This window comes from Vibrio thalassae, from assembly GCF_900089835.1.
Classification (GTDB): Bacteria; Pseudomonadota; Gammaproteobacteria; order Enterobacterales; family Vibrionaceae; genus Vibrio; species Vibrio thalassae.
Genome location: NZ_OANU01000054.1, coordinates 1 through 12312, shown reverse-complemented (window position 1 = coordinate 12312; position 12312 = coordinate 1). Strand labels below are relative to the sequence as shown.

General features: G+C 42.8%; 15 protein-coding genes. 11 read left to right on the top strand and 4 right to left on the bottom strand.

Annotated features, from left to right (window positions below; all coding sequences use genetic code 11):
* Positions 1–11: 11 nt before the first annotated feature.
* The 7 genes from VTH8203_RS15060 (at position 12) to VTH8203_RS25530 (ending at position 4883) form a co-directional block, all read left to right on the top strand.
* Positions 12–1700: a mechanosensitive ion channel family protein gene (locus tag VTH8203_RS15060; protein ID WP_096994412.1), complete on the top strand. Its 1689-nt coding sequence runs from the start codon at positions 12–14 to the stop codon at positions 1698–1700.
* Between the two features lie 111 nt (positions 1701–1811).
* Complete coding sequence (locus VTH8203_RS15055) at positions 1812–2012, top strand: hypothetical protein (protein ID WP_096994441.1); 201 nt, start codon at positions 1812–1814, stop codon at positions 2010–2012.
* A gap of 74 nt (positions 2013–2086) precedes the next feature.
* Positions 2087–2383 (top strand): Dabb family protein, encoded by a 297-nt coding sequence (locus VTH8203_RS15050; protein ID WP_096994440.1) that lies wholly within the window; start codon positions 2087–2089, stop codon positions 2381–2383.
* A gap of 7 nt (positions 2384–2390) precedes the next feature.
* Positions 2391–2804: an alternative ribosome rescue aminoacyl-tRNA hydrolase ArfB gene (arfB, locus tag VTH8203_RS15045; RefSeq protein WP_096994411.1), complete on the top strand. Its 414-nt coding sequence runs from the start codon at positions 2391–2393 to the stop codon at positions 2802–2804.
* A gap of 19 nt (positions 2805–2823) precedes the next feature.
* Positions 2824–3285 (top strand): GNAT family N-acetyltransferase, encoded by a 462-nt coding sequence (locus tag VTH8203_RS15040; RefSeq protein WP_096994410.1) that lies wholly within the window; start codon positions 2824–2826, stop codon positions 3283–3285.
* Positions 3286–3636: 351 nt separating this feature from the next.
* Complete coding sequence (locus tag VTH8203_RS15035; RefSeq protein ID WP_096994409.1) at positions 3637–3828, top strand: CPXCG motif-containing cysteine-rich protein; 192 nt, start codon at positions 3637–3639, stop codon at positions 3826–3828.
* An 11-nt stretch (positions 3829–3839) separates the two neighbouring features.
* Positions 3840–4883: a GNAT family N-acetyltransferase gene (locus VTH8203_RS25530; RefSeq protein ID WP_096994408.1), complete on the top strand. Its 1044-nt coding sequence runs from the start codon at positions 3840–3842 to the stop codon at positions 4881–4883.
* Positions 4884–4887: 4 nt separating this feature from the next.
* On the opposite strand, the gene VTH8203_RS15025 is transcribed toward VTH8203_RS25530, so the two are convergent.
* The gene (locus VTH8203_RS15025; protein WP_096994407.1) at positions 4888–5754 is read right to left on the bottom strand and encodes a fructosamine kinase family protein; all 867 of its coding nucleotides are present in this window, start codon (positions 5752–5754) and stop codon (positions 4888–4890) included.
* A gap of 178 nt (positions 5755–5932) precedes the next feature.
* Between VTH8203_RS15025 and VTH8203_RS15020 the strand changes: the two genes are divergently transcribed.
* A complete protein-coding gene (locus VTH8203_RS15020) occupies positions 5933–6277 on the top strand; it encodes a DUF3802 family protein (RefSeq protein WP_096994406.1) in 345 nt (114 codons plus the stop codon).
* Between the two features lie 64 nt (positions 6278–6341).
* Here the strand turns inward: VTH8203_RS15020 and VTH8203_RS15015 are convergent, their stop codons facing one another.
* Positions 6342–6812 (bottom strand): NlpC/P60 family protein, encoded by a 471-nt coding sequence (locus tag VTH8203_RS15015; RefSeq protein WP_096994405.1) that lies wholly within the window; start codon positions 6810–6812, stop codon positions 6342–6344.
* A gap of 144 nt (positions 6813–6956) precedes the next feature.
* On the opposite strand from VTH8203_RS15015, the gene VTH8203_RS15010 reads away from it, so the two are divergent.
* On the top strand, positions 6957–9002 hold the full coding sequence (locus VTH8203_RS15010) for a methyl-accepting chemotaxis protein (protein WP_096994404.1): 2046 nt from the start codon (positions 6957–6959) through the stop codon (positions 9000–9002).
* Here VTH8203_RS15010 and VTH8203_RS15005 read toward each other — a convergent pair.
* On the bottom strand, positions 8999–9808 hold the full coding sequence (locus tag VTH8203_RS15005) for a sterol desaturase family protein (protein WP_096994403.1): 810 nt from the start codon (positions 9806–9808) through the stop codon (positions 8999–9001). The two genes, VTH8203_RS15010 and VTH8203_RS15005, sit on opposite strands and share 4 nt — an antisense overlap.
* A 68-nt stretch (positions 9809–9876) precedes the next feature.
* Between VTH8203_RS15005 and VTH8203_RS15000 the strand changes: the two genes are divergently transcribed.
* Positions 9877–10623, top strand: coding sequence for a tRNA-uridine aminocarboxypropyltransferase (locus tag VTH8203_RS15000; RefSeq protein ID WP_208617756.1), 747 nt, complete (start codon positions 9877–9879; stop codon positions 10621–10623).
* A 151-nt stretch (positions 10624–10774) separates the two neighbouring features.
* On the top strand, positions 10775–11683 hold the full coding sequence (nagK, locus tag VTH8203_RS14995) for an N-acetylglucosamine kinase (protein WP_096994402.1): 909 nt from the start codon (positions 10775–10777) through the stop codon (positions 11681–11683).
* A 73-nt stretch (positions 11684–11756) separates the two neighbouring features.
* Here the strand turns inward: nagK and VTH8203_RS14990 are convergent.
* The coding region (locus VTH8203_RS14990) for a transposase (RefSeq protein WP_158296151.1) at positions 11757–12312 on the bottom strand (556 nt) is incomplete at its 5' end.

Below are 12312 nucleotides of genomic sequence, written 5' to 3'. Positions count from 1 at the left end.
GGGAGTTGTGAATGAGTGTTTGTTTAACTCGAGCAGTAAAAGCTAATGTCTTTGTTTTCATTATTTTTTTATTGTCTATCTTCAGTGGCACTGTGTCTGCACAAAATGAGACGACAGCGAGTGTGTCTCCGTCCAAAGCACAAGTGGCCTTAGACAAGATAAACGCGGAAATACGTGATCTTACCGAGTCATTAAAAGCATCAAGTGGTGACCAAAAAGATGCGATTCAATTTAGATTGTTTAATAAGAATAACGAACTAAGAGACATTATTGGCAATGCGATCGAGTCGGGTGACTTGCCAAAAGCTATGCTAATAGAACAAGTAAAGTTCCAACAAAAGTATACAGAAGGCGCGAAGACTTATCTTGAAGCTAAACTCAAAACCGTGGGTAAGCAGTTCAATAGTGCAAAAGCTGAGAACAAACTGGCTATTTTGAACACCTACAGAGAAGTGCAAGACTATCTCAACTCCGCGTTTAATTCTTCTTGGCAAAACCTCAATTGGCTCAAAAGGTTAGGTGTACAAGATAAAAGTGGTGAAGAGCAATTTAAAGCATTGGTAGCAACGAAATTACGGCTCACATCAGCATCTGTCGAGTACTTTACTCAACAAATGAATGCGATTAACTCTCAGTTGACGTCAGCACCAGAAGGAGATAAAGCAGCATTACAAACCAGTCAACTGGTATTAAAGCAGCGTATTAGTATTGAGACTGACAGCCTAAGAAATTTTATTGTATTAGGTGATGATGTTGGTATAGATACCTCTGAATATAAGAGACAGGTATTCTCGATTACTGGAAGTATCACCCAAGATATTTTGGACTTAAAAGTGCTGTTCTCTTTGATGAGTCACTGGTGGAGCGCCGCTGTTGATTGGCTAGGGGATAATGCGCCACAACAACTATTCCAGGTCTTTATTTTCATTGTTATTCTTTTCGTGACACGCGCTGTGGTCAAACTTGTACGAAAGGTCGTGACAAAAGCAGTTCACAACAAGAATTTAAAACTGTCGCATTTGATGCAAAACTTCTTTGTGTCGATGTCGGGCAATATTGTCTGGATTATCGGTATCATGGTAGGGCTCTCTCAGATAGGGCTGAACTTGGCACCTATATTGACGGGTTTTGGTATTGCGGGTGTCATTATTGGTTTTGCGTTACAAGACACCTTGTCGAACTTTGCTGCAGGAATGATGCTCCTTATCTACCGTCCATTTGATGTCGGTGACTTTGTCTTTGCTGGTGGTGTCGATGGCAAGGTAAGCCATATGAGCTTAGTTAACACCACGATTCGTACTTTTGATAACCAAATTATCATTGTACCTAACAGTAAAATTTGGGGAGACGTCATCAAAAACGTAACTCACGAACGCACACGCCGTGTAGATATGGTGTTTGGTATTGGTTACGGCGATGATTTGCTTAAAGCGGAATCGGTGCTTCGTGAAATTATAGAAGCGCATCCAGCGGTACTGAAATCGCCAGAACCTAATATTCGAGTCCACACTTTAAATACGTCATCGGTAGATTTTATTGTTCGCCCATGGGTAAAAACAGATGATTATTGGGACGTATATTGGGACGTGACCAAAGAAGTGAAATTACGTTTCGATAAGGAGGGCATCTCAATACCATTCCCTCAACAAGATGTTCACTTGCATATGGTGGACAAAGTGACGTCTGGACCTACGGTTTAGGATAAAGGCGCTCATTCATTGATGAGGCTCTAATTTTATAGATTAGAGCCTTTTTATTATCTGGAATATTGGTTATTAAATCAGTTGAATATAAACGTGCGAGATATGATTATGACAACCGAAAATACGAAGAATAATGAAGTGACCGTCGTGGACATTAAAATGCCTTTTTTCTCTATGGTGGTATTTATGGTTAAGTTTGCCATTGCGTCGATACCTGCCATGTTAATCCTTGGGCTGATTTTCAGCCTATTCGGTATGATATTTGGCGGTATTTTTAGTGGTTTTCATGGTGGAATGGGGCACTACTAAAATGACGGTGTCTAGTTACTCTAGTTGAATTTCTGTAGTATCGAATGATTGATTCGCAAAGCAGAATTCTAGTCATGATTAGACATATCTTGTTGATTCGTTTTAACGACAAGGCGACAGAGCAAAACATTAATGAGTTGATGGCGTTGTTTGAAGCAATGCCAAGCAAAATTGACGGCGTAGAGACCATCGAATGGGGGGTAAATGATAGCCCTGAGGGTAAAAACCAATCCTATACGCACAGCGTTATAATGACGTTCAAGGATGAAAATGGTCGGCAGAATTATTTACCTCATCCTGAGCATGACGCTCTGAAATCGGTATTTAGGCCGATTTTGGACGACATCATCGTCTTTGACTACTCAGTTTAAGTTAACCATGTTACAGATTTCTAATACGGTAACGTTGGCAGATTGGGAAATCGAGCTAAATGCAATTCGTTCGATGGGTAGCGGTGGTCAGAATGTTAATAAGGTGTCCTCGGCCATCCATCTACGATTTGATATCAGGCGTTCAACTCTGCCAGCCATCTATAAGGAGCGATTGCTCGCGAGCAACGACTCTCGAATATCTAAAGAAGGAGTGGTGGTGATTAAAGCGCAATCACACCGTACTCAAGAGAAAAATCGAGAAGATGCGCTTACTAGGTTAGCCGATCTTATTCGCTCAGTGATGGTAGTACCGAAAACAAGGAGGGCGACAAAACCCACTCGTTCATCACAGATCAAACGGGTGGATAATAAAAAGAAGCAAGGGCAGAAGAAATCCCTGCGCGGTAAACCAATATTGTAAATCTAGTTACGGAGTAAAAATGAGAATAATTAAGGATGATTTAACAGGGCCGGAAATTAAAGCTCTGCTGCAATCCCATTTGGATGATATGTATGCGACCTCGCCACCAGAGAGTGTCCACGCGCTCGATGTTGATGCCTTGCGTCAACCGGAGGTTACATTTTGGACGGCGTGGCTAGAGGATGACTTAGCTGGATGTATTGCCCTGAAAACCATTGGCTCGGATCATGGTGAAATCAAGTCGATGCGCACCACAGAGAATGCTCGTGGCAAGGGAGTGGCAAGTAAGCTGCTTTCTCATCTAACCGCAAAAGCGACAGAAAGCGGTTTGACTCGATTGAGCTTAGAAACTGGAACGGAAGCATTTTTCGAACCCGCTAGAAATCTTTATAAAAGAGACGGTTTCGTTGAGTGTGAGCCTTTTGGTAGCTACGCGCTTGACCCTAATAGCGTGTTTATGACAAAAACACTGTTACGATGATCGTGTCACATCAACGTTAATGCCTCAGATATGAAGGTTCTTATTCGCTTCGTCATCATGGCCAACATCGGCTCGGGGATCGTGGTCTATTTAAGTGGATCCCTAATCCCCATGCTTGAAGCCCCAACCATATCGGATTTTTTCTTCTATATGGCTATCGTATTATGGGGTATCGCAAGTTTGACTTGGGAGCAGGAGCTATCCCGCTACTTCTCTCCGCTGTGCTTACTTGGCTGCACTAAAGTTTAGCCCTCGATGTTTCATACGCGTAATGAACTTTTCAGAATAGCCAATTTGAGTATCTCATTTTACGATTCTACACTTGGAGAAAACCTATCATGAGTGTTATCGATGGAAGCATTAAAAGAGTGGCGTATAAACTGTCCGTATTGTGGGGAAGCGTTTGAAACCACGATCGACTGCTCTGTAGATGAGCAAGAGTATATTGAAGACTGTTACGTATGCTGTCGACCTATCATATTTCAGGTCATCTTAGATAGCGATGATGTGTTCGTCACGGTGAGGCATGAGAACGAAGCATAGCTTGAATTTCTATGAATAGCATTAAATTAAGGTATCAGGATATTACCTTACGTAGAGCGGTAACCAAAGATCTCGAACCGTTGTTTAAACGGATGACAGGTGATGAAGAGTGGACGAAATACAATGCGCCTTATTTCGGCTACGTTCGACCAACACGGTCTGAATTTGAACAACAACGTTTTCAAAAGCTCCTAACAGGTGAGACTCACTTAGTTATCGATTACCTAGGGCAAGCCGTAGGCAGCATTAGCTATTATTGGGTAGATAAAAACACTCGATGGCTAGAGGCTGGAATAGCAATTTACGATTCTTCTCTGTGGGGGAAAGACATCGGTTTGAAAGCACTAATAGCATGGGTTGAGCATCTTTTTGCGACATTGGAGGTAGAGCGAGTCGGTGTGACTACTTGGTCTGGAAATGCGGCAATGATGCGATGTGCTGAGAAGCTTGGAATGATGCAGGAAGCTAGGATACGTAAAGTTCGTTACTACGCGGGTGAGTATTTTGACTCGATAAAGTACGGTGTCTTAAGAGAAGAATGGCAAGTACTTTACCAGCGGTGGTTGAGTAAAGATCGCGTCTACTTATTTGATTGGGGGGATACGCTAATGGTCGATGACCCTAGTCAGGTTGGAAAGATGTGTGATTGGCCGAATGTTGAGGTTGTGGGTGGCGCATTGGCGCTGTTGTCTGCTCTGTCTAAGCAATATCCTATTTACGTGGCGACAAATGCGCAAGACTCTAATGAAATCGAGATAAAGCGAGCATTTGAACGTGGTGGTTTGGCTCAATACATCACAGGTTACTTTTGTTTCAACAATCTTGGTGTTGCGAAGAGTAGCCCGGAGTTTTATCGGCGAATCGCAACCAAGCTAGGTATTCCAGCCAATAAATTAACCATGACAGGCGATCAGAGAGATAAAGATATATTACCAGCCAAATCCGTTGGCTTAGCAACCAACTGGTTGAATTCTTGTGGTGTGTCGAGCAAGCAGCATGACGATGGTTTCGCCACGCTACTTGAAATACTAGACCGAGAAATGAAGGTTGAATAACGTTTTAAGAGGCCTGAATGGTTGAAATCAATTTTTCAGCTTGGTCGAGGTAGGCACCACCAAAAAGATTACAGTGATTGAGCACATGATAGAGATTATAGATATGCTTTCTATACTCGAACATGGGTTCAATTGCTAATACGCTTTCATAGCCGTCATAGAACTCTTGTTTAAAACCACCAAATAGTTCTGTCATGGCCAGATCGCATTCTCTGTCTCCCCAATAACTGGCTGGGTCATAGCAAACTGGACCAAAGGCGGAATTGGCAACATTACCGCTCCAAAGATCACCATGCAACAAAGAAGGCTTAGGATTATGCCCGGACAGTTGGTCGTTGATCAGAGATACAAACCGACCGATATCCGTAAAGCTGATTTTTTTCTCTTTGAGCAATTGTAACTGCCAGCCGATACGTTGCTCGGAGAAAAAACGTGACCATTTTTTATGCCATTGATTAGGCTGTAGGGTAGTACCAATATAATTGTCATGATCGAAGCCAAATTCGGCTTGTTCGCCCCACTTGTGAAGTTTGGCTAACTCTACTCCAAATTGATGGCTAGCAGTGGCAACGTCTAGCGGCTTTACAGGAACATAATTGAGCACAATGAAAGCACATTCCTTAGTTTTGCTTATCAGCACCACCTCGGGGACATGCACCGTGTTGGTGTCTCGGAGTGCTTTAAGGGCATCCGCTTCTATCTCGAACTTAGCTAGCAAGTCTTTGTGATTGGTTTTCACGAAATAACGTTGGTCACCATCGCTAATCATATAGCATTGGTTGATGTCGCCACCGCTCATTTTTACGCGTTCTTTAATAGAAAAATTGAACATGAGCGTATCGGATAGCTGATTTGAAATCGCTTGCCACATAATTTACTCCTGTCTGCCAATCTAAGGCTAGTGTAGATCAATATTGACTACATAACATACTGTCAGCGCACAGAATCATTGACGTGCAGCGCGATTTTTTGCACTAGTTCTTACAAACGTGAACTAGGTTTGCTATGTTTAAGCCCTTGTCATTTAAACAATTGCTAGGAGCAAAGTCGTGGTTGTAGACACTGACGGCTATCAGGCATTAATCGAACATCTCGCAATGAATCTCGATGTCTTCACTTCAACTATAGGAGACACAGGCGAGGAGACAATAGAAGATGTATCCACGGACATGGTTGCGTCCAATATTATGGTGTTGTTTGAGCAAAACCCAGAACTTCATTCAAGTGTACGATTTAAGTTGCTTAAAGAAGTGGATTTAGTGATTCAAGATCTGGAAGAGGTATTGGCTGGAGTGTGGAACAAGCCTGCTAGTAATGAACAAGTAACCTTTCTTGAGGAATACATAGCGCTAGTCAAAAATCTATTTGATAATGCGGTTGCAATATATGATTAACAACAGTGGTCAAAGCGTCACTCCCTGTTAAATAAGGCTATTCCCTTACCAGGGAAGTAGCCTATTACTGAACATTTCTAAAGTGCCAAAATGTTGATGCCCAATAAGGATTGTCAAGTCGAGAAAGGATGACACCTTTAGACGTTGAAGCATGCATAAACGTATTTCCCCCCAAGTATATCCCTACATGTCGGGTTTTTCTGCCAGTTTTAAAAAACACTAAGTCACCACTTTGAGCATTATCATAGGCCACCTTATGCCCTATTTTAACCTGTTGAGCGGTGGTTCTCGGTAAGTTAACCGCATAAGCATCTTGATAAACAGCCTGCACAAACGCCGAACAATCAACGCCGGAATAATTGGTGCCACCAAGGCGATAAGGCACACCTTGCCATTTTTTGTATTCCGCTAAAAAGGGCGCATTTGCAGCGTTGTTATAGTTAACTTGAGTATGTGGTGCTTGGCTAGGTTGACTCGAACACGCTGAAAGCGATGCCACTATACCGTATGGAATCAATAATTTAACAATTTTCATCTGTCACACTGCTTACATTAATGTGTAATAAATATGTCATTCATGGTCTCTACCATTTGCAAATAATTTTATACCAAATTAACGGTTTGTACTATTTATCCGCGAAGTTTGGTCGCCATTTACGATTGATGCAATGGAATCGCTATGACATCGTCAACACCTCGAAAACGTCCCGTTTCACTGATCCACTCTCTTAGCGCAATATTTGTTTTGATCTGTAGCTTTTTTATTGCGTTGAACTGGTTAAGTACCAACGGATTAACCCAAGTCAAACATCAATTCGATAATCTGTCGTCTTATGTGCTTCCTTTGGCAATGAATAATGCCGCCTTGACGCAAGATACTTTAGAACAAGTAAAGCTGCTTAACTACGGTAGTCAATTAACGTCGAATGAAGAGTTAAATATGGTCAAGGAGCGTATTGGTCAGCTTACTAGCCAAAGTGAAATCAGAGTTAATAGTTTATTTGATCTTGCGAAAATGATGGGCAATGTGGTGAGCGAAGAGCAAAGGTTGCTGCTCAGTGAAAAAATCGCTGAGTTGCAATCTGTCACCGACTCTGTCTTGACGTTGCATTCCCAACTCATTGCGATGAAAGCTCGTATCGACAAACAAGTGACAGGGTTTCGTTATGGATTGAGTTCGATTGGACCAGAAATGAACCGTATTAGTTTAATTCTGTCTCCAGATAACCCTGTGTCTTCAGACGCGGCGAGTCGATTTATTGCTAGTGCAAGCTCTATGGAAAGCACATTCTTAGTGATGATGATGCAAGAAGAGTTAAACAAAGCCAAAAATGAATATCGTGAAATGCGTAATCGAATCGCTGGTATTAATTTAGCTTTTGCAGATTTTTCTGATTGGCACCCTGAAGTGGAAGAGTTTGCTAGTCTCATTGCGCCTTATGAAATGGTTCAGGATGGTTTTAAAGCAGGTGGTGTGCTAAGTCAAATCCTCGACAGATTAGAAGTGTTGGAAAAGCAAAAGCGGGAATTAGAACGCGCCGTTGTACTGGCTGATGAAACTGCTCAACTTCTCCAACAGATATCGGATACCGCCTCGGGGCTTATCAAGCAGAGTCAATCCGTCGTGAATCATAGTCTCGAGGCAACGTTACAATGGTCTATCGCCGCGACAGGGTTTCTAATGGCAACCGTGATTGTGATTTTTTTCGTTTTGCGTCGATGGGTCAATCGATCACTAAAGAACATTGTTTCTCATTTAACAAGGCTCACTGAACACGACCTGGCGGGCAAAGTTAGATTGGCAGGGCCTACAGAAATGCAAGATATCGCGAGTAAGTTGAACCAAGTTATTGAGTCTACCCATGACTCAATTCGAGTGGTGACCAGAAATTGTGAAACGCTCTATCAAACGGCAGAAATCAGTCATGGAGCAGCCGAGGAAACGCGCATGAGTTTACACTCACAAAATTCGGCGCTTGAGAGTATGGTAACAACGGTAACCGAGTTGGAAGCGTCGATTAAAGAAATTGCCCAAGTGACGACTGCTTCATTTAATGACTCTCAACAAGCAGAGAACTATGCCAATGTCGGCCTGCAAGCCGTCTCTGATAATCAACTGCGGCTTCATGTGCTACACACGACGTTAAGTCACAATGAAGTATCGATGAGCGAATTAGATGACAAAGTGAAACAAATTCAAGAGATGGTGGATATGATCAGTGGTATTGCCGACAACACCAATCTACTCGCCTTAAATGCGGCTATTGAGGCAGCAAGAGCTGGTGATAAGGGCAGAGGGTTTGCCGTTGTTGCAGACGAGGTTCGCAAATTGGCGAGCGATACATCTGCACAAACGACCAATATTCGCCAAATGATGTCAGAGCTTATACAAGCAGCGCTAGACTCGCAACAATCAGTGTTCGATTCGCGCCAAGAAATGTCGTTTGCTTTGGAGTCGAGTGAGCGAGTGAAAACCTCCTTTACTGACATAGCTCAGGCAGTGAATCAGATACGCAATAGAGTTGAACAAGTCTCGGTTGCTACTGAACAACAAGAGCGCGCCACGGCTGATGTTGGACGCGCTATTGTCTATGTTACTGAACAAGGTGAGCACTCAAGCATGCAATTAGAGTCTATGGTTGAAAGTGCTGAGCAAGTAGCAGACATTGCTGGCCGCCAACAAGCGATGCTACACAAATATCATTTAAACCAAGTACAGGACTAACGATCACGGCTCTCGTTGACATCGTTTCTAAAAGGTTGAGTGAGCAGTTTATCTAACCTTTGTTCTTCCGGAGTATCAAAGGCTGGAATACCAATAACTACCTCATCATGCCCTAGTTCAGGTTGAGCACGGTAAGTTCCAAACCAGACGTCCCAAACGGATAAAAAGAAGCCAAAGTTAGAATGGGTTTCCTTGCTGATTTCAGAGTGATGAACACGATGAAAATCAGGTGTTACGATAATTTTTCGTAATAGGGCGTCAAGCTTCAACGGTAATTTGCCATTGCTATGGTTAAACATGGCACTGGCGTTAAGCACGACTTCGAAGATAAGCACTGCAATCGGAGGAATGCCGAGGGCAACGACAATGACTATCTTGATCCACATCGATAGGATGATCTCGATAGGGTGGAATCGAGCTCCAGTTGTGACATCGATATCCCGATCAGCATGATGCATTCGGTGCAAACGCCAGAGAATAGGAACACGATGAAAGACTAAATGCTGTAAGTAGATGGCCGCATCCAGCAGCACGACACAAAATGGAACGACGAACCATGCGCTGATTTTGAACTGGTTAAAAAGTCCAACACTATGTAACTGAGCAAAGAGCGCAGCTTCAATAGCGAGAAGTGGCATAACGAGGGTGAGAATGAGCGAGTTAAGACCTACGAGGCCAAGGTTATTGATCCAGCGCAAGCGTCGGCTTCTCGTTCGCTGTTTTCTCGGGACACACCATTCCCATACCGCACAGATGACAAGCACAGAGAGAAAAATTGATAACCGAACAGAGTCACTGTTTTCCATTGAATAGGGTTTCCTTTTACTTACCAAGTATACCGGAGTAGAATCCCGCCACCTTTCGATAGAATACCATGAAAATGAGACGTCACGCTTTCCATAAAATGTACGATGAGCGCTTAGCCGCCGCAACGAAACCATTTAATGCTCGTGGAGCGAAAGTTACCCGTTGTAAGAGTTGCCAAATCGCGCAGCAATATTGTATTTGCGAGCATCAGCCACAACCCAGCAATGATTTCGCAGTGTTGTTATTAGTCTCTGATGCGGAAATCTTAAAGCCAAGTAATACCGGCCGCTTAATACTTGATACGGTCGAGGAAGGCTATGCGTTTCCTTGGCATCGAACAGAAACTCAGCCGGAACTTCTCGCACTTCTTAAGGATGAGACCTATCAACCCGTTATAATCTTTCCAGAGGATTATGTTGATGATAAGCAGCGCTTAATTGAGCCAAATCGATTTGAAACGAATGAGAGTAAAAAACTCTTGTTTATCTTATTGGATGGCAGTTGGCGTGAGGCTCGACGGATGTTTAGAAAATCAGTATATCTTAATCAATTTCCAGTCTGTTCGATTAAACCTGACGCTTTATCCAACTACATGATGAGAAAGTCGGAAAACGAAGATCATCTCGCAACGGCTGAAGTCGCGAGTATTGTTTTTGAGCAGTTTGGCTCTTTGCGTCATTCGATGATTTTACGAGAATGGTTTGCTGTTTTTCGCGAGAGTTACATGCTAAGCAAAACTCGCCTTTCTCCCGATTTGTCTCGACCAGCACTGAATAATTTCATAGGTCTAATAAAAAACGAGAACTCGCTCTAAAGTTCCAATTCTAATGTGATGACTTGTTGAACAAGCGGTTCGAACAAGGGCATAAATCCGCGCTGCGTCACGGTTTGAAGGGGTAGGGATATGGATAATGCTATCAGTTATCTATTTATTGCCTCAAGTTGAGGTTAGCAAGGAGAGTTGCATGTATTACGGCTTTGATGTCGGTGGCACTAAAATTGAGTTTGGTGCATTTAATGAAAAACTGGAACGCGTTGCCACAGAGCGCGTCCCTACACCAGGCGATGATTATCAGTTACTAGTCGAAACTCTAGCGAGTTTAGTGACTAAGTACGATGCTGAGTTTGGTACCGAAGGCAAGGTAGGTCTTGGTCTTCCAGGTATGGAAGACGCTGAAGATGAGACTGTACTGACCGTAAATATTGCATGTGCAAAAGGCAAACCTCTACGTCGTGATTTAGAAACCAAGATTGGTCGTGAAGTGAAGCTTGAGAATGATGCAAACTGTTTTGCACTCTCTGAAGCATGGGATGATGAACTAAAAGACGCCCCTTCAGTAATGGGCCTGATTCTTGGTACTGGCTTTGGCGGCGGTTTGATTTACGAAGGTAAAGTATTCTCAGGTCGTAATCACGTTGCTGGTGAATTGGGCCATATGCGACTACCTATTGATGCTTGGTTCCATCTTGGTGAAAAAGCACCGCTTCTTGATTGTGGGTGCGGTAAAAAAGGCTGTTTAGATAACTATCTGTCGGGGCGCGGATTCGAACTACTTTATGCCAATTATTATGGTGAAAAGAAGAAAGCCATCGACATCATTAAAGCGAGTGAAGCCGGTGATGCTGATGCCACTGAGTTCGTGGATATGTTCATGGAACTGTTGGCAATTTGCTTCGCTAACATCTTCACTGGTAATGACCCGCATGTAGTTACTTTGGGTGGTGGTCTATCTAATTACGATCTTATTTATGAAGAAATGCCGAAACGTATTCCTAAATACCTCATGTCGGTTGCGAAATGCCCTAAAATTGTGAAAGCGAAGCATGGTGATTCAGGCGGTGTTCGTGGTGCAGCATTTTTAAACATTAAATAGTGCTGAATTGAAAAAAGCGACCAATCTGGTCGCTTTTTTGTAATTTAAAACTGTGGGATCCCCACGAATTTCATCATAAGTCTTCAAACTGTATAGTCAGTTTTGATAACTGGCTATACACGTAAATTAACAAAGGTTCATCAGGGCAATAACGCGCATCATCTATCACTTCTCTACCTAAATAGACATAAGATAAGACGCACTTTCGTCTCTCTGTATTGGCTTGCAGCAAACGTGATTGGGTCAGTTGTGCACTCACAAACCCCACGCACCAAAGCATAAACGTTATCAATGATGCGATTAGTATCAGATTGTCATAACGCTTTGCGCTTTTTGAGTTAGCGTACTCCAATCCTAAGCCCAGTTTGCTATTTTTTGTATCTCTAAACGCTTCTTCTATCTGCATACGCTGTGCGTAGAGTTTGACGACTTTAGTTGCACTGACTTTCTCATGCTCGGGTAATTTATACACCAATAACCAAGGCTCAACCGCTTTCGCCTGCTGGTATTTATCTGTCGTGCACTGTGACTTCCCACCTCGCTTTTTCTTTGCTATCCGACCTTTCTTTTTATTCTGATAAATAACCGCTTGGCATTGAAATTTTTGTGTCTTGCTATAGTAGATATCG